Origin of the sequence: Bhargavaea beijingensis (assembly GCF_900101985.1) — a bacterium.
GTDB lineage: Bacteria > Bacillota > Bacilli > Bacillales_A > Planococcaceae > Bhargavaea > Bhargavaea beijingensis.
In genome coordinates, this window is sequence record NZ_FNAR01000001.1 from 166,949 (window position 1) to 189,421 (window position 22,473).

The 22,473-nt window shown below is 55.6% G+C and carries 36 protein-coding genes; all 36 read left to right on the forward strand.

Annotation, left to right across the window (positions count from 1 at the left end; all coding sequences use genetic code 11):
• Window positions 1–7: 7 nt before the first annotated feature.
• Window positions 8–1,417 carry a 3-isopropylmalate dehydratase large subunit gene (gene leuC / locus BLT01_RS00835; protein WP_092093226.1) on the forward strand — a complete coding sequence of 470 codons (1,410 nt, stop codon included), beginning with the start codon at window positions 8–10 and terminating at the stop codon, window positions 1,415–1,417.
• Between the two features lie 28 nt (window positions 1,418–1,445).
• Entirely contained in the window at window positions 1,446–2,036 is a 591-nt protein-coding gene (leuD, locus tag BLT01_RS00840; protein ID WP_092093229.1) for a 3-isopropylmalate dehydratase small subunit, read from the forward strand.
• Window positions 2,037–2,282: 246 nt separating this feature from the next.
• A complete protein-coding gene (locus BLT01_RS00845; RefSeq protein ID WP_092093232.1) occupies window positions 2,283–3,599 on the forward strand; it encodes a Na+/H+ antiporter family protein in 1,317 nt (438 codons plus the stop codon).
• A gap of 869 nt (window positions 3,600–4,468) precedes the next feature.
• Window positions 4,469–4,777 carry a 30S ribosomal protein S10 gene (rpsJ, locus tag BLT01_RS00850; RefSeq protein WP_008298888.1) on the forward strand — a complete coding sequence of 103 codons (309 nt, stop codon included), beginning with the start codon at window positions 4,469–4,471 and terminating at the stop codon, window positions 4,775–4,777.
• Window positions 4,778–4,822: 45 nt separating this feature from the next.
• Window positions 4,823–5,449, forward strand: coding sequence for a 50S ribosomal protein L3 (rplC, locus tag BLT01_RS00855; protein ID WP_092093235.1), 627 nt, complete (start codon window positions 4,823–4,825; stop codon window positions 5,447–5,449).
• Between the two features lie 18 nt (window positions 5,450–5,467).
• Complete coding sequence (gene rplD, locus BLT01_RS00860; protein WP_092093238.1) at window positions 5,468–6,091, forward strand: 50S ribosomal protein L4; 624 nt, start codon at window positions 5,468–5,470, stop codon at window positions 6,089–6,091.
• Window positions 6,091–6,375: a 50S ribosomal protein L23 gene (gene rplW / locus BLT01_RS00865; RefSeq protein WP_063182516.1), complete on the forward strand. Its 285-nt coding sequence runs from the start codon at window positions 6,091–6,093 to the stop codon at window positions 6,373–6,375. The genes rplD and rplW overlap by 1 nt, the downstream gene beginning before the upstream one ends.
• A gap of 42 nt (window positions 6,376–6,417) precedes the next feature.
• A complete protein-coding gene (gene rplB / locus BLT01_RS00870) occupies window positions 6,418–7,248 on the forward strand; it encodes a 50S ribosomal protein L2 (RefSeq protein ID WP_092093241.1) in 831 nt (276 codons plus the stop codon).
• Between the two features lie 60 nt (window positions 7,249–7,308).
• On the forward strand, window positions 7,309–7,587 hold the full coding sequence (gene rpsS / locus BLT01_RS00875; RefSeq protein WP_092093244.1) for a 30S ribosomal protein S19: 279 nt from the start codon (window positions 7,309–7,311) through the stop codon (window positions 7,585–7,587).
• 19 nt (window positions 7,588–7,606) lie between these two features.
• Window positions 7,607–7,951, forward strand: a complete 345-nt coding sequence (gene rplV, locus BLT01_RS00880) for a 50S ribosomal protein L22 (RefSeq protein WP_092093247.1) — start codon at window positions 7,607–7,609, stop codon at window positions 7,949–7,951.
• A gap of 3 nt (window positions 7,952–7,954) precedes the next feature.
• Window positions 7,955–8,611 carry a 30S ribosomal protein S3 gene (rpsC, locus tag BLT01_RS00885; RefSeq protein WP_092093250.1) on the forward strand — a complete coding sequence of 219 codons (657 nt, stop codon included), beginning with the start codon at window positions 7,955–7,957 and terminating at the stop codon, window positions 8,609–8,611.
• A gap of 2 nt (window positions 8,612–8,613) precedes the next feature.
• The gene (gene rplP, locus BLT01_RS00890) at window positions 8,614–9,048 is read left to right on the forward strand and encodes a 50S ribosomal protein L16 (RefSeq protein ID WP_092093252.1); all 435 of its coding nucleotides are present in this window, start codon (window positions 8,614–8,616) and stop codon (window positions 9,046–9,048) included.
• Window positions 9,038–9,238 (forward strand): 50S ribosomal protein L29, encoded by a 201-nt coding sequence (gene rpmC, locus BLT01_RS00895; RefSeq protein ID WP_008298877.1) that lies wholly within the window; start codon window positions 9,038–9,040, stop codon window positions 9,236–9,238. Before rplP ends, rpmC begins: the two co-directional genes overlap by 11 nt.
• An 18-nt stretch (window positions 9,239–9,256) precedes the next feature.
• Entirely contained in the window at window positions 9,257–9,520 is a 264-nt protein-coding gene (rpsQ, locus tag BLT01_RS00900) for a 30S ribosomal protein S17 (protein ID WP_063182502.1), read from the forward strand.
• A 31-nt stretch (window positions 9,521–9,551) separates the two neighbouring features.
• Window positions 9,552–9,920: a 50S ribosomal protein L14 gene (gene rplN / locus BLT01_RS00905; RefSeq protein WP_008298875.1), complete on the forward strand. Its 369-nt coding sequence runs from the start codon at window positions 9,552–9,554 to the stop codon at window positions 9,918–9,920.
• Window positions 9,921–9,956: 36 nt separating this feature from the next.
• Window positions 9,957–10,292: a 50S ribosomal protein L24 gene (gene rplX / locus BLT01_RS00910; RefSeq protein ID WP_008298874.1), complete on the forward strand. Its 336-nt coding sequence runs from the start codon at window positions 9,957–9,959 to the stop codon at window positions 10,290–10,292.
• Window positions 10,293–10,319: 27 nt separating this feature from the next.
• A complete protein-coding gene (rplE, locus tag BLT01_RS00915; protein ID WP_092093255.1) occupies window positions 10,320–10,859 on the forward strand; it encodes a 50S ribosomal protein L5 in 540 nt (179 codons plus the stop codon).
• A gap of 19 nt (window positions 10,860–10,878) precedes the next feature.
• Complete coding sequence (locus tag BLT01_RS00920; RefSeq protein WP_008298870.1) at window positions 10,879–11,064, forward strand: type Z 30S ribosomal protein S14; 186 nt, start codon at window positions 10,879–10,881, stop codon at window positions 11,062–11,064.
• A gap of 30 nt (window positions 11,065–11,094) precedes the next feature.
• On the forward strand, window positions 11,095–11,493 hold the full coding sequence (rpsH, locus tag BLT01_RS00925) for a 30S ribosomal protein S8 (protein WP_008298867.1): 399 nt from the start codon (window positions 11,095–11,097) through the stop codon (window positions 11,491–11,493).
• 30 nt (window positions 11,494–11,523) lie between these two features.
• The gene (gene rplF, locus BLT01_RS00930; RefSeq protein ID WP_092093258.1) at window positions 11,524–12,063 is read left to right on the forward strand and encodes a 50S ribosomal protein L6; all 540 of its coding nucleotides are present in this window, start codon (window positions 11,524–11,526) and stop codon (window positions 12,061–12,063) included.
• Window positions 12,064–12,094: 31 nt separating this feature from the next.
• Entirely contained in the window at window positions 12,095–12,454 is a 360-nt protein-coding gene (rplR, locus tag BLT01_RS00935) for a 50S ribosomal protein L18 (protein ID WP_063182490.1), read from the forward strand.
• A 23-nt stretch (window positions 12,455–12,477) separates the two neighbouring features.
• The gene (rpsE, locus tag BLT01_RS00940; protein WP_092093262.1) at window positions 12,478–12,975 is read left to right on the forward strand and encodes a 30S ribosomal protein S5; all 498 of its coding nucleotides are present in this window, start codon (window positions 12,478–12,480) and stop codon (window positions 12,973–12,975) included.
• A 13-nt stretch (window positions 12,976–12,988) separates the two neighbouring features.
• Window positions 12,989–13,168, forward strand: coding sequence for a 50S ribosomal protein L30 (gene rpmD, locus BLT01_RS00945; RefSeq protein ID WP_092093265.1), 180 nt, complete (start codon window positions 12,989–12,991; stop codon window positions 13,166–13,168).
• A 33-nt stretch (window positions 13,169–13,201) separates the two neighbouring features.
• Window positions 13,202–13,642: a 50S ribosomal protein L15 gene (gene rplO / locus BLT01_RS00950; protein ID WP_092093269.1), complete on the forward strand. Its 441-nt coding sequence runs from the start codon at window positions 13,202–13,204 to the stop codon at window positions 13,640–13,642.
• Window positions 13,642–14,937, forward strand: coding sequence for a preprotein translocase subunit SecY (secY, locus tag BLT01_RS00955; RefSeq protein WP_092093273.1), 1,296 nt, complete (start codon window positions 13,642–13,644; stop codon window positions 14,935–14,937). Before rplO ends, secY begins: the two co-directional genes overlap by 1 nt.
• A 52-nt stretch (window positions 14,938–14,989) precedes the next feature.
• Window positions 14,990–15,637: an adenylate kinase gene (locus tag BLT01_RS00960; RefSeq protein WP_092093277.1), complete on the forward strand. Its 648-nt coding sequence runs from the start codon at window positions 14,990–14,992 to the stop codon at window positions 15,635–15,637.
• Window positions 15,638–15,935: 298 nt separating this feature from the next.
• Window positions 15,936–16,154: a translation initiation factor IF-1 gene (gene infA / locus BLT01_RS00965; protein WP_092093280.1), complete on the forward strand. Its 219-nt coding sequence runs from the start codon at window positions 15,936–15,938 to the stop codon at window positions 16,152–16,154.
• 35 nt (window positions 16,155–16,189) lie between these two features.
• Window positions 16,190–16,303: a 50S ribosomal protein L36 gene (gene rpmJ / locus BLT01_RS00970; RefSeq protein ID WP_076758849.1), complete on the forward strand. Its 114-nt coding sequence runs from the start codon at window positions 16,190–16,192 to the stop codon at window positions 16,301–16,303.
• A gap of 24 nt (window positions 16,304–16,327) precedes the next feature.
• Window positions 16,328–16,693, forward strand: coding sequence for a 30S ribosomal protein S13 (gene rpsM, locus BLT01_RS00975; protein WP_092093285.1), 366 nt, complete (start codon window positions 16,328–16,330; stop codon window positions 16,691–16,693).
• A 25-nt stretch (window positions 16,694–16,718) separates the two neighbouring features.
• Window positions 16,719–17,108: a 30S ribosomal protein S11 gene (gene rpsK / locus BLT01_RS00980; protein WP_008298848.1), complete on the forward strand. Its 390-nt coding sequence runs from the start codon at window positions 16,719–16,721 to the stop codon at window positions 17,106–17,108.
• 132 nt (window positions 17,109–17,240) lie between these two features.
• A complete protein-coding gene (locus BLT01_RS00985) occupies window positions 17,241–18,182 on the forward strand; it encodes a DNA-directed RNA polymerase subunit alpha (RefSeq protein WP_092093289.1) in 942 nt (313 codons plus the stop codon).
• 47 nt (window positions 18,183–18,229) lie between these two features.
• Window positions 18,230–18,610, forward strand: coding sequence for a 50S ribosomal protein L17 (gene rplQ / locus BLT01_RS00990; protein ID WP_008298846.1), 381 nt, complete (start codon window positions 18,230–18,232; stop codon window positions 18,608–18,610).
• Window positions 18,611–19,015: 405 nt separating this feature from the next.
• Entirely contained in the window at window positions 19,016–19,861 is an 846-nt protein-coding gene (locus BLT01_RS00995) for an energy-coupling factor ABC transporter ATP-binding protein (RefSeq protein ID WP_092093294.1), read from the forward strand.
• Window positions 19,837–20,709 carry an energy-coupling factor ABC transporter ATP-binding protein gene (locus BLT01_RS01000; protein WP_092093301.1) on the forward strand — a complete coding sequence of 291 codons (873 nt, stop codon included), beginning with the start codon at window positions 19,837–19,839 and terminating at the stop codon, window positions 20,707–20,709. The genes BLT01_RS00995 and BLT01_RS01000 overlap by 25 nt, the downstream gene beginning before the upstream one ends.
• The gene (locus BLT01_RS01005; RefSeq protein WP_092093305.1) at window positions 20,706–21,503 is read left to right on the forward strand and encodes an energy-coupling factor transporter transmembrane component T family protein; all 798 of its coding nucleotides are present in this window, start codon (window positions 20,706–20,708) and stop codon (window positions 21,501–21,503) included. The genes BLT01_RS01000 and BLT01_RS01005 overlap by 4 nt, the downstream gene beginning before the upstream one ends.
• 119 nt (window positions 21,504–21,622) lie before the next feature.
• The gene (gene truA / locus BLT01_RS01010; protein ID WP_092093310.1) at window positions 21,623–22,369 is read left to right on the forward strand and encodes a tRNA pseudouridine(38-40) synthase TruA; all 747 of its coding nucleotides are present in this window, start codon (window positions 21,623–21,625) and stop codon (window positions 22,367–22,369) included.
• Window positions 22,370–22,473: the final 104 nt, after the last annotated feature.

The window sequence follows — 22,473 nt, forward strand, 5'->3', positions numbered from 1 at the left end:
GAACGCAATGGCAAAGACAATCATCGATAAAATCTGGGACCGGCACATCGTCGTCGGGGAACCGGGCAAACCGGACCTCCTCTACATCGATCTCCATCTGCTGCACGAAGTCACGTCTCCGCAGGCGTTTGAAGGGCTTCGCCTGAACGGGCGCAAAGTCCGCCGCCCGGACCTCTGTTTCGCGACGATGGACCACAACGTGCCGACGGTTAACCGCAAGGTGATCAAAGACCCGATCGCTCGCAAGCAGATCCGGACACTTGAGGAAAACTGTGAGGAGTTCGGCGTGCCGTTGGCTGACGTCGACCACCCTGATCAGGGAATCGTCCATGTCATCGGGCCGGAGCTCGGGCTTACGCAACCTGGCAAGACTATCGTCTGCGGCGACTCCCACACCTCGACTCACGGGGCGTTCGGCGCACTTGCCTTCGGCATCGGAACGAGCGAAGTCGAGCATGTGCTGTCCACACAGACGCTCTGGCAATCCCGCCCGAAAACCATGGAGATCCGCATCGATGGTGAGATTGCCCCTGGCGTTGCCGCCAAGGATATCATCCTGACCATCATCGCGAAGTTCGGCACCGACATGGGAACCGGCCATATCGTGGAATACACGGGAGAAGCGATCAGAAAACTCACGATGGAAGAGCGCATGACAGTCTGCAACATGTCGATTGAGGCAGGGGCACGGGCGGGTCTCATCAGCCCGGATGAAAAGACAGTCGAGTATCTCCGCGGGCGCAAGTACGTGCCGCAGGGCGAAGCATTCGACAAAGCCGCCGAAGACTGGCTCTCTCTCGCTTCCGATCAAGGGGCATCGTACGATAAGTCCGTCTCCATCCACGCGGACGAAATCGAACCGTTCATCACCTGGGGCACAAATCCGGGAATGGGTGCAGGCATCTCCGGAAATGTCCCGAATGCGTCGGACTTTGAAAATGAGCTTGAGCGAGAGTCCTTCCTTCGGGCCATCGAGTATATGGGCCTTGAAGAAGGCCAGCCGTTCACCGACATCGAAATCCAGCACGTCTTCATCGGCTCCTGCACAAACGCCCGCCTGAGCGACCTCCGCGAAGCGGCCCGCGTCGTTGAAGGCAGGAAAGTCCGCGGAGGCGTCCGCGCCATCGTCGTGCCGGGCTCACGGACAGTCAAGAAACAGGCGGAAGAGGAAGGCCTCGACAAGGTCTTTACCGAAGCGGGCTTTGAATGGCGCGAATCGGGATGCAGCATGTGCCTCGCCATGAATGATGATGTCGTCCCGGCAGGTGAACGCTGTGCATCCACTTCCAACCGGAACTTCGAAGGACGGCAGGGGACGGGGGCCCGCACGCACCTTATGAGCCCGGCCATGGCCGCAGCCGCAGCCATCAATGGCCGTTTCACCGATGTCCGCGAAGAATTTGCCGTCCACGCCTGAAGCGGGACGATGAAAGGAGGCTGCATTCATGAAACCGATCAATGAAGTCACCAGCATCATGACGCCGCTCGATCGGAGCAACGTCGACACCGACCAGATCATCTCCAAGGAATTTCTGAAGCGCATCGAACGGACCGGCTTCGGTAAGTACCTGTTCTACCACTGGCGTTTCGACGCCGAAGGCAACAAGAGGGACGGATTCGTCCTGAACGATCCGCGGTTCGACGGATCAGAAATCCTCGTCGCACGTGAAAACTTCGGCTGCGGCTCGTCCCGCGAACACGCGCCGTGGGCCATCCTCGATTATGGATTCCGCGTTGTCATCGCGCCGAGCTATGCCGATATCTTCTACAATAACTGCATGAAAAACGGGATCCTGCCGATCAGGCTGCCGGAAGAGGAAGTGGAAGAACTTCTCGCCAAGGGCAAGGCCGAACCGGCCCGGCTCGCAGTCAGTCTTGCGGAACAGACCGTCACGCAGCCGGACGGCACCGTCCGCCGGTTCGGCATCGACCCGTACTGGAAAGAAATGCTCCTGAACGGCTGGGATGAAATTGCCCTGACCTTCAAATACGAAGACCAGATTTCAAAATACGAAGAAGCCATGCAGCGCGCATGACCAATCAACCGGCAGCCCCCTTTTGGGAGCTTGCCGGTTTTGTGGTTGAGTGCGATGAAGGGAGGGGGCTAGGCGAGGATGGGTCATGCCGATCCGAGGATGCTCGCCGCCCGTCTGTCCGCGGAAACTCTTCCGTCCGAGAACTGCCGATAAGGAGTTGACAGTCTCCAGCCGCCATGATAATCTAATAGCATTCATTTAGTGCTTTATCACGGTAAAGTGGTGAAGCGAAAAGGAGTCCGTATTATGAACGCAGTGATCATAGCGGTCGCAGTCATGCTGGTCTTGAGTCTTTTCCGGGTCAATGTAGTGCTGGCCCTGACCATCGGAGGACTTGCCGGCGGCCTGACGGCTGGTCTTTCGATCGAAGATACGATCGGGGCATTCACAGAGGGCCTTGGAGGCGGTGCCACAATTGCACTCAGCTACGCCCTCCTCGGCGGGTTCGCGGTTGCCATCTCCCGGACCGGCATCCCGGAGGTGCTCGTCAAGCTCATTCTGAAAGTCGTTGGCAATGAAGGGGAAGGGGAGCGGAAAGGACTCGCCAAAGCGCTGATCGTCCTCATCCTGCTTCTGGTCGCCATTTCATCGCAAAATGCGATTCCGATCCACATCGCCTTTGTTCCGCTGCTGGTTCCTCCCATTCTGCACATTCTTGACATGCTGAAAATCGACCGGCGGCTCATCGCCTGTGTGCTGGCATTCGGTCTCACGGCTCCGTACATCCTGCTCCCATTTGGCTTCGGCCTCCTCTTCCATGAGGTCATCGCCAACCAGATGGCGCTGGCAGGCCTTGAAATCAACATGGCAGACATCCCGTCAGCCATGGCGCTTCCGGTTGCCGGCATGGCACTCGGACTCATCATCGCGATTTTCATCTCGTACCGGAAACCGCGTGACTACGGAGACAGCCGGGCGATTGCCTCCGGTCCGGAGCGGGAAGTGCGGAGACGCAATATTGTGTTCACAGTCATCGCGCTTGCAGCGGCACTTACGGGACAGATCACGACCGACTCGATGATCATCGGCGCCATCTCCGGTATCGCAGTTCTTTATGCAACAGGCGCCGTCCGCTGGAAAGAGGCGGACGAGCTCCTGAACGACGGCATGAAGATGATGGCCTTCGTCGGCTTCGTCATGATCGCAGCAAACGGATTTGCCGGCGTCATCCAGGCCACGGGCCACGTCGGGACACTCGTCGAATCAGCCAGCGGCATGCTCGGCGACAACAAGAGCATGGCCGCCCTGATCATGCTCCTCGTCGGCCTGCTCGTCACGATGGGCATCGGCTCTTCGTTCGCGACTGTACCGATCATTGCCGCCATCTTCGTTCCGCTAAGCGTCGAATTCGGGTTCAGCACACTCGCGATCATTTCCTTGATCGGTACGGCCGGAGCACTCGGCGACGCCGGCTCCCCGGCATCCGACTCCACGCTCGGACCAACCGCCGGACTCAATGCCGACGGCAAACACAATCACATCTGGGACACCTGCGTCCCGACCTTTATCCACTTCAACATCCCCCTCATCCTCTTCGGCTGGATCGCCGCCATGATTCTCTGAGAGAAGGGGGAACAGAATAAAGCTCCGGACAGCCGGAGCCCGAACTGCAGACAGCGTGAGTGCGTATTGCTCATTTGTCTGCAGTTTTTCTTTTTTCCGAGAGGCCTTCCCTTACCGGGGACGCTGTCTTAGTAAGTGCAAAGCCCGCAGCGGAAGATGGCCCACGGGCAAAAGCATGGGAGTTGATAAAGGAGCAGCGCGTGGATCGTCTGCCGCGGTTTCGTCATTCGCTCCTGAAGTTTCATCATTGGACTGGTTGGATTTCGTCATTCAGCCGATAAATTTCGTCATTCGCTAAGATGCCGACCGTGAATGACGAAACCGGTGGCGTAAATGACGAAATTTCGCCCCTGAAAGAAGAAACCGCCGCTGGGACCGAAGCCTGTATTCTCGGAGTTTTTAATGGACACCAAAGCTGCCGGAATTGATTAAGCTCTCGATGAGAATCTTTGAAAGAGGCGCTGTCCACCGCTCTGCTTGTGGCGCAGCCGCCAATCATCGCAGTGCGGCATCGCGCCAGCAACGTGATTTGCAGAATCACTGCGCCCGCAAAGCGTCTTCGTTCAAAAGAGAGCCGGAACAATCGACTTCCTTCCATATAACAACCTGGCTTCCGGCAACCTAATATTCCGACTCTTCCCTTACCGATTGCATCCTGGGCCGAACCGTTATATAATTCTAAGGTCCAACAAAGAATCTCGCGCGTAGTACTTGCGAGGCTCTTCCGTTTTGTGTATAATACGGAATGTTGGTCATTTGACTGCGATGAAGCGGGAGGTTGCTGACACACCCGGCCGCTTTGCCATGGCGGTGTGCAGGAGATTTCCGTGGAGAATTGTCTTGAAAAAAGGCGAAAGGGAGGGAAAGTAATGGCAAAACAAAAAATCCGTATCCGTTTGAAAGCGTACGACCACCGTATCCTCGATCAATCAGCTGAGAAGATTGTGGAAACGGCAAAACGTTCTGGTGCAAGTGTTTCGGGTCCGATCCCGCTTCCGACAGAGCGTTCGGTTTACACGATTCTTCGTGCGGTCCACAAATACAAGGACTCGCGTGAACAGTTCGAGATGCGCACACACAAGCGTCTGATCGACATCGTCAATCCGACACCAAAAACGGTTGACGCGCTCATGAAGCTTGATCTGCCGTCCGGCGTAGACATCGAAATCAAACTTTAATCAACACCAAATAAAAAAACACACAGAATGCAGGAGGTGTGACGAATGACCAAAGGAATCTTGGGTAGAAAGATCGGCATGACGCAAGTCTTCGCTGAAAACGGCGATCTCATCCCGGTAACTGTCATCGAAGCGGCACCAAACGTTGTCCTTCAAAAGAAGACAGCAGAAACGGACGGCTACGCAGCAGTCCAGCTCGGCTTCGAAGACAAGCGCGAAAAGCTCGCGAACAAACCGGAAAAAGGCCATGCAGCCAAAGCAGAAACTGCGCCTAAGCGCTTCGTTCGCGAATTCCGCGGAGAGGACACGGCCGATTATGAAGTTGGTCAGGAAGTCAACGTAGAAATTTTCGCAGCTGGCGATTTCGTCGATATTACAGGCGTATCAAAAGGTAAAGGATTCCAGGGTGTCATCAAGCGCCACGGGCACGCCCGCGGACCGATGAGCCACGGATCCCACTTCCACCGCGCGCCAGGTTCGCTCGGTCCGGTTGACCCGGCACGCGTCTTCAAGGGCATGAAGTCCCCAGGCCGTATGGGTACCGACACCGTAACGATCCAAAACCTCGAAATTGTAAAAGTGGACGCAGAGCGCAACCTGCTCCTCGTCAAAGGGAATGTGCCGGGCGCACGCAAGTCGCTCGTAAAAGTACGCGCATCCCTCAAGAAATAAGGAAAGGAGGACAACACAATGCCAAAAGTATCCGTACTTAATCAAACTGGCGCTTCTGTCGGCGAAGTCGAACTGAACGAATCCGTATTCGGAATCGAGCCGAACGAAGCTGTACTTTTTGAAGCGATCATCGCCCAGCGCGCATCCCTGCGCCAGGGTAACCACAAAACAAAGCAGCGCGGAGAAGTAGCAGGCGGAGGCCGCAAGCCATGGCGCCAAAAAGGCACAGGCCGCGCACGCCAAGGCTCCACTCGCTCCCCGCAATGGCGCGGAGGCGGTACCGTATTCGGTCCGGTTCCACGCAGCTACAGCTACAAGCTTCCTAGGAAAGTCCGCCGTCTGGCACTCCGTTCGGCACTTTCCGCGAAAGTCCGCGAAGAAAGCCTCGTCGTACTCGACGCACTTACTTTCGACGCACCAAAGACGAAAGCATTCGTTCAGGTCCTGAAAGATCTTTCCGTCGACAAGAAAGCATTGTTCGTCACTGCAGAGCTCGATGAAAATGTGGCACTGTCCGCGCGCAACATCCCGGGCGTCACAGTCGTCTCCGCAAACGGCATCAACGTCCTCGACCTGGTTGGCCATGACAAGCTCGTCATGACAAAATCCGCGGTCGAAAAAGTAGAGGAGGTGCTTGGTTAATGGATGCACGTGATGTATTGAAGCGTCCGGTCATTACCGAGCGTTCCGCACAGGCGATGGAAGACAAAAAGTACACGTTCGATGTAGATGTCCGTGCCAACAAGACACAGGTCAAACAGGCCGTCGAAGAAGTCTTCGGTGTCAAGGTCGAGAAAGTCAACATCATGAACGTCAAAGGCAAGTTCAAGCGTATGGGCCGTTTCGGCGGATACACGAACAAACGCCGCAAAGCCATCGTCAAACTGACGGCTGACTCTAAAGACATTGAACTTTTCGAAGCGTAAAACTTGCGCTCTGAACCGATAAAACAATGAGGAGGGAAAACAATGGCGATCAAGAAGTATAAACCAACTTCCAACGGCCGACGCAACATGACGGCTTCCGACTTTGCAGAGATCACAACTGACAAGCCGGAAAAATCGCTCCTCGCGCCTAAACACCGCAAGGGCGGCCGCAACAACCAAGGCCGTACGACAGTCCGCCACCAAGGTGGCGGCCATAAGCGCCAATACCGTGTCATCGACTTCCAACGCCGGAAAGATGGCATCCCGGGACGCGTTGCCACGATCGAATACGATCCGAACCGTTCTGCGAACATCGCACTGATCAACTACGTGGACGGGGAAAAGCGTTACATCCTCGCTCCTAAAGGCCTCAAGGTCGGCATGGAAATCATGTCCGGTCCTGAAGCAGACATCAAAGTGGGGAACGCACTCCCTCTCGAAAACATTCCGATGGGTGCAACCATCCACAACATCGAACTGAAGCCTGGCAAAGGCGGACAGCTTGTCCGTTCCGCGGGTACATCCGCTCAGGTTCTCGGTAAAGAAGGCAAGTACGTCATCGTACGCCTACAGTCCGGCGAAGTCCGCATGATCCTCGGCACATGCCGCGCGACAATCGGCCAGGTCGGCAACGAACAGCACGAACTGATCAACATCGGTAAAGCAGGACGTTCCCGCTGGATGGGCAAGCGCCCGACAGTACGCGGTTCCGTCATGAACCCGAACGATCACCCGCACGGTGGTGGTGAAGGCCGCGCGCCAATCGGACGCCCGGCACCGGTCACTCCTTGGGGCAAACCGGCACTTGGTCTCAAAACCCGCAAGAAGAAAAACAAATCGGACGACTACATCATTCGTCGCCGCAAAAAATAATGTGGTTTCTCAGCGGTTCACGGGGTGGGCCGCCGGGCAATCACGGAGGGAGGTACCAAAATGGGTCGCAGCTTGAAAAAAGGACCTTTTGTGGATGATCATCTCATGAAAAAGGTCGAGGCACAGAACGCAAACGACAAGAAGCAGGTCATTAAAACATGGTCCCGCCGCTCTACAATCTTCCCGAACTTCGTCGGCAACACGATTGCTGTCTATGACGGACGCAAACATGTACCGGTTTACGTAACGGAAGACATGGTCGGCCACAAACTGGGTGAATTCGCACCTACACGCACATACCGCGGTCATGGAGCCGACGATAAGAAAACGAAACGCTAATTGAGAGGAGGTACTCCTGATGCAACAAGCAAAAGCCGTAGCCCGCACAATCCGGATTGCTCCTCGCAAAGTCCGTTTGGTCGTCGACCTGATCCGGGGCAAGCAAGTGGGTGAAGCGGTCGCAATCCTGCGACTTACACCGAAAGCCGCATCGCCGGTTGTCGAGAAAGTATTGAAATCCGCAATCGCCAACGCAGAGCACAACTACGACATGGACATCAACAACCTCGTCGTCAGTGAAGTCTTTGTAGACGAAGGTCCGACGCTCAAGCGTTTCCGTCCTCGCGCACAAGGCCGTGCAACTGCAATCAACAAACGTACTAGCCACATCACAGTAGTGGTATCCGAGAAGAAGGAGGGATAATTCGTGGGTCAAAAAGTACATCCAAATGGTATGCGACTCGGAGTCATCCGTGACTGGGAGTCGAAATGGTATGCAGAAAAAGACTATGCAACTCTTCTCCATGAAGACCTTAAGATTCGCGAGTATATCGATGAGCGCCTGAAAGACGCTTCCCTGTCCCAGGTGGAGATCGAGCGTGCTGCGAACCGTGTGAACATCACGATCCACACAGCGAAGCCCGGCATGGTAATCGGGAAGGGCGGTTCTGAAGTTGAAGCGCTCCGCAAAGAACTCAACGCTCTTACAGGCAAGCGTGTGCACATCAACATCGTTGAAGTGAAGCGTGCAGATCTTGATGCGAAACTTGTCGCAGAAAACATCGCCCGCCAGCTTGAACAGCGTGCATCGTTCCGCCGCGCTCAAAAACAAGCGATCCAGCGCACCATGCGTGCAGGCGCCAAAGGGATCCGCACAATGGTATCGGGACGCCTCGGCGGCGCCGACATCGCCCGTGCCGAACACTACAGCGAAGGTACTGTACCGCTCCATACACTCCGTGCCGACATCGACTACGCTCACGCGGAAGCCGATACAACATACGGTAAGCTCGGCGTGAAAGTATGGATCTACCGCGGTGAAGTCCTTCCTGAGAAGAAGAAATCCGAGGAAGGAGGCAACTGATCATGTTGATGCCTAAACGTGTTAAGCACCGTCGTGTACACCGCGGCAAAATGCGCGGGGAAACAAAAGGCGGCGGCACAGTGAATTTCGGTGAATACGGCCTCCAGGCTACAGAAGCTGGCTGGATCACCAACCGTCAGATCGAATCTGCCCGTATCGCCATGACCCGCTACATGAAGCGTGGCGGTAAGGTCTGGATCAAGATCTTCCCTCATAAGCCATATACGAAAAAGCCTCTTGAAGTCCGGATGGGTTCCGGTAAAGGTGCCGTTGAAGGATGGGTGGCTGTCGTGAAGCCAGGCCGTGTTATGTTTGAAATCGCAGGCGTTCCCGAAGAGGTTGCCCGCGAAGCTTTGCGTCTCGCATCGCACAAACTGCCGGTTAAGAGCAAGTTTGTAAAACGCGAAGAAATTGGTGGTGAATCGAATGAAGGCTAAGGACATCCGGGATCTGACCACTGCTGAAATCGAACAAAAAGTGAAGTCGCTGAAAGAAGAGCTCTTCAACCTGCGTTTCCAGCTTGCTACCGGCCAACTCGAAAACACAGCTCGCATTCGTGAGGTGCGCAAGTCGATCGCGCGCATGAAGACAGTTATTCGCCAACGCGAACTCAGCGCCAACAACTGATAAAAGGAGGCTGCAAGCATGTCTGAGCGTAACCAACGCAAAGTTTACACAGGCCGCGTCGTTTCCGACAAAATGGATAAGACAGTCACGGTCGTTGTCGAGACATACAAGAAACACCCTGTTATCGGCAAACGTGTAAAATACTCGAAAAAATATAAAGCTCATGATGAAAACAATGTTGCAAAAACAGGCGACATCGTCCGCATCATGGAAACTCGCCCGCTTTCCGCTACGAAGCGTTTCCGCCTTGTAGAGGTCGTTGAAAAAGCGGTTATCATCTGATCGGAATTTAACTTGAGAGGAGGTACCCTCAATGATCCAACAAGAGAGTCGTATGAAAGTCGCTGACAACTCCGGCGCCCGTGAAGTCCTCACGATCAAAGTGCTCGGCGGTTCCGGCCGTAAGACAGCGAACATCGGCGACGTCGTCGTCTGCACCGTCAAGAAAGCAACACCAGGTGGCGTTGTTAAGAAAGGTGACGTCGTGAAGGCGGTTGTCGTCCGTACGAAGAGCGGTGTCCGCCGCAAAGACGGTTCTTACATCAAGTTCGACGAGAACGCATGCGTCATCATCCGTGATGACAAGGGCCCTCGCGGCACGCGTATCTTCGGACCTGTCGCACGTGAGCTGCGCGACAACAACTTCATGAAAATCATTTCCCTCGCTCCGGAAGTACTTTAATCCATAGGGTAGTGCCAACCAAGGAGGTGCAAGAGAATGCACGTTAAAAAAGGTGATAAAGTCCAGGTGATCACAGGAAAAGACAAAGGGAAAACCGGCGTCATCCTTGCTGCATTCCCTAAGAAAGACCGTGTCATCGTGGAAGGTGTCAACATCATCAAAAAGCACACGAAGCCGAACCAGGAAAGCCCACAGGGCGGCATCGTGAGCAAAGAAGCCCCAATCCACGTTTCCAACGTCATGCTGCTTGATCCGAAATCGGGCGAACCGACTCGCATCGGCTACAAAGAAGTAGAACAAGACGGCAAAATGGTCACAGTCCGTGTTTCCAAGAAATCCGGCGAGATCATTGCTGACCCATACAAGAAATAAGCGACTTAGAGGAAGGAGGTACTCCTGATGAACCGCCTGAAAGAGAAATTCAAAACAGACATCACACCTGCTCTCATGAGCAAGTTTGAATACAGCTCGGTTATGCAAGTGCCGAAAATCGAAAAGATCGTCATCAACATGGGTGTCGGTGACGCTGTCCAGAACAGCAAGTCCCTCGACGCTGCTGTAGAAGACCTTGAAATCATCTCCGGCCAAAAACCGGTCATCACGAAAGCGAAGAAATCGATCGCCGGCTTCCGCCTCCGTGAAGGAATGCCGATCGGTACGAAAGTAACGCTCCGCGGTGAGCGCATGTATGATTTCCTCGACAAGCTGGTTTCCATCGCGCTTCCGCGTGTCCGCGACTTCCGCGGCGTATCGAAGAACGCGTTTGACGGCCGCGGCAACTACACGCTCGGCGTCAAAGAACAGCTGATCTTCCCGGAAATCGATTACGATAAAGTATCCAAAGTCCGTGGCATGGACATCGTCATCGTCACGACTGCTAACACGGACGAAGAAGCCCGTGAGCTCCTGACGCAGCTCGGCATGCCATTCCAAAAGTAAACGAAAGGGAGGCGAAATTGTGGCTAAGAAATCGATGATCGCGAAGCAAAAGCGCACACCGAAATACAAAGTGCAGGAATATACACGCTGCGAGCGTTGCGGACGTCCTCACTCCGTATATCGTAAATTCAAGCTTTGCCGTATTTGTTTCCGTGAACTTGCATACAAAGGGCAACTGCCTGGCGTCAAGAAGGCCAGCTGGTAATCCCTATACCTGGGAAGGAGGTACAACACAATGACTATGAGTGATCCGATCGCAGATATGCTTACGCGTATCCGAAACGCCAACATGGTACGCCATGAAAAGCTGGAAGTTCCTGCTTCCAACATGAAAAAAGAGATTGCCGAAATCCTGAAACGCGAAGGATTTGTCCGCGATGTTGAATATATCGAAGATGATAAGCAGGGGATCATCCGGATCTTCCTCAAATACGGCCAGGACAACGAACGTGTCATCACGGGTCTGAAGCGTATTTCGAAGCCGGGTCTGCGCGTCTACGCAAAGACTAACGAAATCCCTAAAGTCCTGAACGGCCTGGGCATCGCCCTCGTCTCGACTTCTCACGGCGTCATCACTGACAAAGAAGCACGTGCGAAGAAAGTCGGCGGCGAAGTCGTCGCATACGTCTGGTAATCTGCTACAAACGAATGGAGGTGCACACACATGTCCCGTATTGGCAATAAGCTGATCGAAGTGCCTGAAAGCGTGACAGTCACCATCGCGGATGACAACACGGTCACGGTCAAAGGCCCGAAAGGCGAACTCACTCGCAAACTGAGCAGTGAAATCACGATCAACCAGGACGGCAACGTCATCACAATGACACGCCCGTCCGACAACAAAGAACACCGCGCGATCCACGGAACGACCCGTTCGCTCCTGAACAACATGGTCGAAGGCGTCTCGAAAGGCTTCGAAAAGTCCCTCGAGCTCGTTGGTGTCGGTTACCGTGCGCAAAAACAGGGCAACAAGCTCGTCCTGAACGTCGGTTACTCCCACCCGGTCGAGTTCACACCTGAAGAAGGCGTGGAAATCGAAGTTCCTTCGAACACGAAAGTCATCGTCCGCGGTTACAACAAAGAGCACGTCGGCGCGCTCGCTTCCAACATCCGTGCCGTACGCCCGCCTGAGCCGTACAAAGGCAAAGGGATCCGCTACGAAGGCGAACAAGTCCGCCGCAAAGAAGGTAAGACAGGTAAATAATGCCGCATAGGCATCGAAAGGAGTGACCACGATGATTACGAAACAGGACAAGAACCAGGTCCGCAAAAAGCGCCATGCACGTGTGCGTTCCAAGATCAGTGGCACTGCCGAGCGTCCGCGCCTGAACATCTTCCGGTCCAACAAGCATATCTATGCTCAGCTGATCGATGATGCGAACGGTGTGACACTCGCAAGTGCGTCCACAATGGACAAAGGTTTCGAAGGATCCACTTCGAACACTGAAGCAGCAGTGAAAATCGGCGAAACCATCGCCAAGGCAGCTGTTGAGAAGAACATCAAATCTGTCGTCTTCGACCGTGGGGGTTACCTCTATCACGGCCGTGTGAAGGCTCTGGCAGATGCAGCCCGTGAAAACGGACTCGAATTCTAATTAAAAAGGAGGGACCTATACACATGCGTCGCAATGAAGTGAAAAGTGAGTTCGAAGAACGCGTAGTTACGATCAACCGCGTAGCGAAAGTCGTAAAAGGCGGACGTCGTTTCCGCTTCACGGCACTCGTCGTCGTCGGCGACAAGAATGGCCGTGTCGGTTTTGGTACAGGTAAGGCACAGGAAGTTCCGGATGCAATCCGCAAGGCAGTCGAGGATGCGAAAAAGAACCTCGTCAACGTTCCTATGGTCAACGGCACAACGCCACACGAAGTGACCGGCCGTTATGGTGCAGGCTCCGTCTTCATCAAACCTGCTGCTCCTGGTACCGGTGTTATCGCCGGCGGCCCAGTCCGCGCAGTACTTGAACTTGCAGGCATCACGGACATCCTTTCGAAATCCCTCGGATCCAACACGCCGATCAACGTCATCCGTGCTACGATCGCAGGTCTCCAGGACCTCAAGCGTGCCGAGGAAGTTGCAAAACTCCGTGGCAAATCTGTAGAAGAACTGCTGGGTTGAGGGGGGAAAACTAATGGCTAAGCTCGAAATCACCCTTAAGAAGAGCGTGATCGGAGCGAAACCGGATCAACGCAAAACGGTTGAAGCTCTCGGTCTGCGCAAGACGAACCAAACGGTCGAACACGAAGACAATGCTGCAATCCGCGGCATGCTGAACAAAGTCGGCCATCTCGTCGAAGTTAAAGAAAACTAATCTTTCATCAAACCATAAGGAGGTGCCAGTCAAATGAAACTGCATGAACTGAAACCTGCAAAAGGATCCCGCAAAGAACGCAACCGTGTGGGCCGTGGACCTGGTTCGGGCAACGGCAAGACGTCCGGCCGCGGTGCAAACGGTCAAAACTCGCGTTCCGGCGGCGGTGTACGCCTCGGCTTCGAAGGTGGCCAGATGCCTCTTTTCCAGAGCCTGCCTAAGCGCGGATTCACGAACATCAACCGCAAGGAATATGCCATCGTGAACCTCGAAACGCTTAACCGCTTCGAAGAAGGTACGGAAGTCACTCCAGCGCTCCTGCTTGAAACAGGCATTGTGAGCAAGGAAAAATCCGGCATCAAGATCCTCGGCAACGGTCAGCTTGAGAAAAAGCTTACTGTACGGGCTCACAAATTCTCCGCTTCCGCTAAAGAGGCCATCGAGAACGCAGGCGGCTCCGTCGAGGTGATCTGATGTTTGAGACTATCTCCAACTTTATGCGTGTCCGGGAAATCCGGAAGAAAATCTTATTTACGCTGGCGCTGCTCATCGTGTTCCGGATCGGGACGTTCATCCCGGTGCCGAACGTCGACGCGTCAGCACTTCAGGCAGCCGATCAATTCAGCCTGATCGGCTTTCTGAATACGTTCGGGGGCGGCGCGCTCGCGAACTTCTCCATTCTGGCGATGGGGATCATGCCGTACATTACGGCGTCGATCATCGTCCAGCTTCTTCAGATGGATGTCGTCCCGAAATTCGCCGAGTGGGCGAAACAGGGCGAGGTCGGCCGGAGGAAGCTGGCCCAGTTCACCAGATACTTCACGATCGTCCTGGCATTTATCCAGTCGATTGCCATGTCGTACGGCTTTAACCGCATGTACGGCGGCACGCTGATCCAGAACGACAGCATTGCGACTTACCTCGTCATCGCGGTTGTCCTGACAGCAGGCACGTCGTTCCTTCTCTGGCTCGGTGAGCAGATCACCGAGAATGGTGTAGGGAACGGGATCTCGATCATCATCTTTGCGGGAATCGTTGCGGCGATTCCGAACGCGGTGAACCAGATCTATGCGCAGCAGATCCAGGATGCAGGGGACCAGTTGTTCCTGAACATCCTCATTCTGGTCCTTCTGGCACTCGCGGTCGTCGCCATCACGGTCGGCGTCGTGTATGTCCAGGAGGCGCTCCGGAAAATTCCGGTGCAATATGCCAAGCGTGTCACGGGCCGCGGCCGCCAGCAGGCCGGCCAGCAGACCCACCTGCCATTGAAAGTAAACGCGGCCGGCGTCATCCCGGTGATTTTCGCCGTCGCGTTCATCATAACCCCTCAGTCGATCGCATCGTTCTTCGGCCAGAACCGCTGGACGGCAGCGATCATCGAAATCTTCGACTATACGAAGCCTGTGGGGATGATCATCTATGTCGCGCTCATTATCGCCTTCACATTCTTCTATGCGTTCATCCAGGTCAACCCTGAGAACGTATCGGACAATCTGAAGAAACAGGGCGCATACATTCCGGGCATCCGCCCGGGCCAGGACACCCAGAACTATCTGACCCGTGTCCTGAACCGCCTGACCTTCGTTGGTGCGATCTTCCTTGCGGCCATCTCGGTCATGCCAATCTTCTTCATCAGCCTGGCAGGCCTCCCGCAGTCCGTGCAGATCGGCGGCACCAGCCTCCTGATCGTTACGGGGGTTGCGCTCCAGACGATGAAACAGCTGGAATCCCAGCTTGTCAAGCGGCACTATAAAGGCTTTATGAAGTGATCCGCTTCCGGTTTCGGCCGGCAGCACAAAACACTGTAGGAGGGCACGACGTATGAACATCGTATTGATGGGCCTGCCGGGTGCCGGTAAAGGCACCCAGGCGGACAGGATTGTCGAGAAGTACGAAATCCCTCATATCTCTACAGGCGACATGTTCCGTTCCGCAATCCAAGAAGGAACGGAACTCGGTCTGAAGGCAAAGCAGTTCATGGATGAAGGGGCACTCGTCCCTGATGAAGTGACCGTGGGCATCGTCCGTGAACGCCTGTCTAAGCAGGACTGCGAGCAAGGCGTCCTTCTGGACGGCTTCCCGCGGACGGTCGCACAGGCGGAAGCACTGGACGAAATCATGTCCGGTCTCGGCCGGAAGATCGACCATGTCATCAATATCCGGGTGGAGCATGACGAACTCGTCAAACGGCTGACCGGCCGCCGCATCTGCAAAGTATGCGGAACTTCCTACCACCTTGTCTTCAACCCTCCGAAGCAGGAAGGGGTCTGCGACAAGGACGGCGGGGAGCTCTACCAGCGCGCCGACGACAACCCGGAGACCGTCAATAACCGCCTGGAAGTGAATATGAAACAGAGTGAACCGCTTCTCGCCTACTACGGCGACAAAGGCGTTCTGACCCACATCGACGGGCAGCAGGACATCGATGTCGTGTTCGAGGACATCGACCGGCTGCTCCGGGGCAACTGAGCCCGTGCCGGGGAGGCGAGACGATCCTGTTTTATGGCATGTGACGGCAGACCATGTCCGGCGTCCGCTGCGAACGGCGGGCATGGCGCGGAAATGCTGGCATGGCGGGACTCCGCTCATGCAAGGCAGTCCGGAACAAGGTATAATGGAGACCGTGGATTTGTCCGTTTTCCGGACAGGGAAGCGGAATCCATTGGTAGTCTTTCGGACATCTCTCATGCAGACCGTTCATATGTTTGAAGGTAGGGCGCAGCGGGACGAAGAGAGACCTGATTCTAACATGAAGGGATGATGATGGATGGCGAAAGATGATTTAATCGAAGTGGAAGGCACGGTCGTCGAGACTCTGCCAGGAGCTAATTTTCAAGTGGAACTCGAAAACGGCCATACGATCCTTGCGCACGTTTCCGGAAAAATGCGGATGCACTATATCCGGATTTTGCCGGGTGACCGTGTGACAGTGGAACTTTCCCCCTACGATCTGACCCGTGGCCGTATCACATACCGTTACAAATGATCTAAGCACTCCGGACGATAAGGAGGTTCTATGCGATGAAAGTAAGGCCATCTGTTAAGCCGATCTGCGAAAAGTGCAAAGTCATCCGCCGTCGCGGTCGGGTCATGGTAATCTGTGAAAACCCGAAACATAAACAACGCCAAGGCTAAACCCTAAGGAGGTGCACGAATAATATGGCACGTATTGCTGGTGTAGACGTACCGCGCGAAAAGCGCGTAGTCATCGCTCTCACTTACATCTACGGAATCGGTAAAACGACTTCCCAGAAGATCCTCGCCGGCGCAGGCGTTTCCGAAGAGACTCGCGTCCGCGATCTCACTGACGCCGAGCTCGACAAGATCCGTGAACAAATCGACAGCCTGAAAGTTGAAGGTGACCTTCGCCGTGAAACGAACCTCAACATCAAGCGTCTGATGGAAATCGGCAGCAACCGTGGTATCCGCCACCGCCGCGGCCTTCCTGTACGCGGTCAGCACACGAAGAATAACGCACGTACCCGCAAGGGCCCGCGCAAGACAGTCGCAAACAAGAAGAAATAATCAGCAAAGGAGGTAACTTCACACTATGGCACGTAGACAACAAACGCGTAAACGCCGCGTCAAAAAGAATATTGAGTCCGGCATCGCACACATCCGTTCCACTTTCAACAACACAATCGTCACGATCACGGACACACAAGGTAACGCAGTATCCTGGTCGAGCGCAGGTGCACTCGGATTCAAGGGCTCCCGTAAGTCCACGCCGTTCGCTGCCCAGATGGCTGCAGAAACAGCTGCACGCACATCGATGGAGCACGGCATGAAGACTCTTGAAGTAACGGTTAAAGGACCTGGTGCAGGCCGTGAAGCGGCAATCCGCGCACTGCAGGCTGCAGGCCTTGAAGTCACTGCGATCCGCGACGTAACTCCGGTTCCACACAACGGTTGCCGTCCTCCAAAACGCCGCCGTGTATAATGGCTGTCCGTCCATTGATTGAGAAACACGATTTACGGATAAACTGGTTTGTGAGAGTGCAATAGTTGTCTTGTATATCGATTTCCAATAGGAACTGCCATTCATGGACGTTTTGAGGGAGGGTGAATTTGAATGATCGAAATAGAAAAACCGAGGATTGAAGCTGTACAGACTGTGGAGAACACCTATGGAAAGTTCATCGTGGAGCCGCTTGAGCGGGGCTACGGAACCACCCTGGGCAATTCCCTGCGCCGGATTCTTCTTTCTTCACTGCCGGGTGCCGCTGTAACATCCATCCAGATTGACGGAGTCCTCCACGAATTCTCGACGGTGGACGGCGTAGTGGAAGATGTGGCATCGATCATCCTGAACGTGAAGCAGCTGGCTCTGAAAATCTACTCGGACGACGAAAAAGTCATCGAGATCGATGTAAAGGGCGAGAACCAGGTAACGGCCGCAGATATCACGCATGACAGCGACGTTGAAATCCTCAATCCGGATCTCCACATTGCAACCGTCGGCAAGAACGGCCACCTCCGCATGCGCATGTATGCTCAGCGCGGTCGCGGTTATGTTCCGGCTGACCGCAACAAGCGTGAAGATCTGCCAATCGGCGTGATCCCGATCGACTCCATTTACACCCCAGTCTCACGCGTCAATTTTCAGGTGGAAAACACACGGGTCGGACAACTGTCCGATTATGATAAATTGACCCTCGACGTCTGGACCGATGGCAGCATCGGGCCGCAAGAGGCAATCTCGCTCGGCTCCAGGATCCTGACCGAGCACCTCAACATCTTCGTCGGCCTCACGGATGAAGCACAGTCCGTCGAGATCATGGTGGAGAAGGAAGAAGACCAGAAGGAAAAGGTTCTCGAGATGACCATCGAGGAGCTCGACCTGAGCGTCCGTTCCTACAACTGCCTGAAGCGTGCCGGCATCAATACGGTGCTTGAGCTCGCGAACAAGACCGAAGATGAAATGATGAAAGTGCGCAACCTGGGCCGCAAGTCCCTCGAAGAGGTCAAGGCGAAGCTTGATGATCTCGGACTCGGCCTGCGTACGGAAGAATAAATCGTCCATAGCGGACACTCCAATTCACCCAAAAGGAGGGAAACTCGATGGGCTACAGAAAGTTAGGTCGTACAAGCTCCCAGCGTAAGGCGATGCTTCGTGACCTCGCAACCGATCTCATCATCAACGAACGCCTGCAGACGACTGAAACGCGTGCGAAAGAGCTCCGTTCCGTCGTTGAGAAAATGATCACTCTCGGAAAACGCGGTGATCTCCATGCACGCCGTCAGGCTGCCGAATTCATCCGTCGTGAACTCGTTACGACGACTGACGAAGAAGGCAACGAACAAACGGTCTATGCACTGCAGAAACTGTTCGACGATGTGGCACCTCGCTACGCTGAGCGCCAGGGCGGCTACACACGCATCATGAAGGTCGGCCCTCGTCGCGGTGACGGCGCACCGGTCGTCATTATCGAACTCGTTTAATTGCGGTACGGAAAAGGGTGTGCGGTTACCTGAGTATGGACGGCACCCTTTTCTTTCTATAATGATTTATACGGCAAATGAAAAAGCTGAGCGTTATGATGGGCGGAGCACTTGCTTGCGTCCCGTCTAGCTCTCCGCACCCCATCATGGTCCCGGCGGTGTGAGCAGCCGCCGGTCATGCCATACGACAAAAGCGCAGTCACCAGTTGGGGTGCGCGCTTTTTTTTTACATACGTACGGAAACCGGAGACGCGGCGGCAACGGAGTGAGACGTGAAACCTACCGGTGCGGTTATCCACCTTCTGCCTCCTGGCGGCCGTTGAATCCCGCCGGGACCGGACGACACGGTCCCCGCATTCCGTTACAATAGACAGCAGAGTTGAGTGAAGCAGAGGAGGAATGACTATGGAACGGATCCTGTCCCTTCAGGACATCCGTTTTAGCTATACACCGGACGACCCGGATAGCCGCTTTGCGGTGGACGGCGTATCGTTCGATATGCAGGCGGGTGAATGGATCGCCGTCGTCGGCCACAACGGCTCTGGCAAGTCGACGCTGGCACGGCTCATCATCGGCCTCCTGTTCCCGCAGGAGGGGACCGTCGGGCTGTTCGGCGACCCGCTCACGGAGGACAATCTGTGGGAAAAGCGCTCGCAGATGGGCATGGTGTTCCAGAACCCCGATAACCAGTTTGTCGGAGCAACCGTGCAGGACGATGTCGCTTTCGCCCTTGAAAACAACGGCATCCCGTTCGGGGAGATGACGCTCCGTGTGCAGAATGCACTGGAACAGGTCAAGATGGACACCTTCCTTGACCATGAGCCGCACCATCTGTCGGGCGGCCAGAAGCAGCGTGTGGCCATCGCAGGGGCTCTGGCGCTCCGCCCGAGGCTGCTGATCCTGGACGAGGCGACTTCGATGCTCGATCCCCAGGGGCGCGAGGAAGTCATCCGGGTCATTCTCGAACTAAGAGAAAAGACGGGACTGTCCGTCATTTCGATCACCCATGATCTGGAGGAAGCGCTGCTTGCTGACCGGGTTGTGATCATGAACGGCGGCCGGAAGTTCGCGGAAGGAACGCCGCAGGACGTCTTTCTGAAGGGAGAGGCACTGACGGCACTCGGGCTCGATTTGCCGTTCGCCATGCGGCTGTCCGCCCTTCTCAAGGAGCAGGGGATCCCGACAGAGCCCGGAACAATGACGGAACGGAAGTTGGTGGAGCAGCTATGGACATTGCACTCGAACAGGTAGGTTACACATACGCCGCGGGCACGCCGTTCCAGAAGCGGGCTCTCCATGATGTGAACGTCCGCATCCCTTCGGGCTCCTATACGGCCATCATCGGACACACAGGCTCCGGCAAATCGACGCTCCTGCAGCATCTGAACGGCCTTCTGAAGCCGACGGCGGGCAGAGTCCGCATCGGGGATACAGAAGTCACCAAGGAGACGAAAGGCAAGCAGTTGAAGCCGGTCCGCCGCAAAGTCGGCATTGTTTTCCAGTTTCCCGAACACCAGCTGTTCGAGGAAACTGTACTGAAAGACGTCATGTTCGGCCCGCTGAACTTCGGTGTGCAGGAAGAAGAGGCAAAAGCCCGGGCACTCCGGTGGATCAATCGTCTCGGCCTGCCGGAAGGGACGGCGGAAAAGTCGCCGTTTGACCTGTCTGGCGGACAGATGCGGCGTGTCGCGATTGCGGGAGTGCTCGCGATGGAGCCGGATGTGCTCGTCCTGGACGAGCCCACCGCGGGGCTGGACCCTGCCGGCCGCAAGGAGATCATGGACCTGTTCTACGAGCTGCACGAACAGCGGGACATGACGACGATCCTCGTCACCCACAGCATGGAGGACGCCGCTCGCTATGCGGACCACATGATTGTCATGCATGACGGCACAGACGTCCTCCAGGGGCCTCCAGGGGAAGTGTTCGGGGATGCGGAGCGCCTCGCAGGCTGGCGCCTCGGTGTCCCTCGCACCGTCAGCTTCCAGCGGCTGTACGAGGAAGGCGCAGGCCTGCCGCACGGTCCTGCGGCACTCACCGAAGAGCAGCTCGCATCCTATCTCGCGGCGCACCTCGGGGAAGGGGGCAGCGCATCATGATGGAGAAAATGGTGTTCGGCCGCTACATCCCGGGCGATTCGTTCGTCCACCGGCTCGACCCCCGATCGAAGCTGATTTTCGTTTTCATCTTCATCGCGGCCGTATTCCTCGCGAACAGCACCTTAAGCTACGCGCTCCTGCTCGCTTTCACCTTGCTGTCAATCCTGGCATCCAAAGTGCGCATCGGATTCCTGATCGGCGGCCTGAAGCCGGTCATGTTCCTGATTGCTTTCACATTCCTTTTGCACATCTTCTTCACGAAAGAAGGCGACCTGCTGTTTGAGCTCGGTTTCCTGAAAATCTATGAGGAAGGCTTGCGGCAGGGAATCTATATCTCGGTCCGGTTCCTCGTGCTCGTCCTGATGACGTCGCTCCTGACATTGACGACGTCGCCGATCTCGATCACGGACGGCCTCGAGGTGCTCTTGAACCCGCTGAAGAAAGTGAAGTTCCCGGTCCACGAGCTTGCCCTGATGATGTCGATCTCGCTCCGTTTTATCCCGACATTGATGGACGAGACCGACAAGATCCTGAAGGCCCAGCTGGCCCGGGGGTCGGACATTTCGTCGGGAACAATGAAAGAACGCGTCCAGGCGGTCGTGCCGCTGCTCGTCCCGCTTTTCGTCAGCGCCTTTAAGCGCGCCGAAGACCTCGCCATCGCGATGGAAGTCCGCGGCTACCGTGGGGGAGAGGGGCGGACCCGCTACCGTCAATTAAAGTGGGACTGGCGGGACACGACCGCGCTGCTCATCCTGCTTGCAGTGATTATCGCCCTCTGGTTCCTGAGGGGATGATCCCGGCGGGTTCGGACTTAGAGTAGGGGGGGCGCCCGATTCGTACTTAGGGTCCGCGATTCTTACTTACAGTCCCCGGTCCGGACTTACACACCCGGCTACCTGAAAGGAGAGATCCCATGCCACGCATCAAACTGATCATCGCCTATGACGGAAGCGGTTTCGAAGGCTATCAGATCCAGCCGAAGGGGCGCACCGTCCAGGGCGAGCTGGAACAGGCGCTCTCCGTGATCCATAAGGGGGAGGCGGTCCGTGTGCACGCTTCCGGCCGGACAGATGCCGGCGTGCATGCGAGCGGACAGGTCGTCCACTTCGATACGCCGCTCGGCATCCCGGACGGCCGCTGGGCCATGGCGCTCAATACGCGCCTCCCGGGGGCCATCCGCGTCCTCTCCGCGGAGACGGTGCCTGACCGCTTCCACGCGCGCTTTTCTGCGACGGGGAAGACCTACCGGTATATCTGGCACCTGTCCGAAGTCATCAGCCCGTTCAGGCGGTATTTCACGACGCCGTCACTCGGTGTGACACCGGATGTGGCCAAGATGGAGGAGGGAGCCCGGCACCTGATCGGCACCCACGACTTCACAAGCTTCTGCTCGGCGAAGACCGATGTGGAGGACAAGGTCCGCACCGTCGAATCGATCCGGTTCGAGCGGCACGGAGAGGAGCTCCATATGGTGATCACCGGGAGCGGCTTCCTGTACAACATGGTCCGCATCATCGCCGGCACCCTCTGGATGTGCGGCAAGGGGGAACTGGATCCAGCAGGCATCCCCGGCATCCTCGCGGCAAAGGACCGGTCCAAAGCCGGAAAAACCGCGCAGGCACAAGGTTTGTACCTTGAAAAGGTGCGCTACGGGGAATGAAACAACTTTTCCTGGCGTACACACAAAAACAGTTGACTTCAATGCCAATTCAAGGTATGATGATAAACGGTATTTCGATAACCCCACTAAGAATGCCCCGGTAA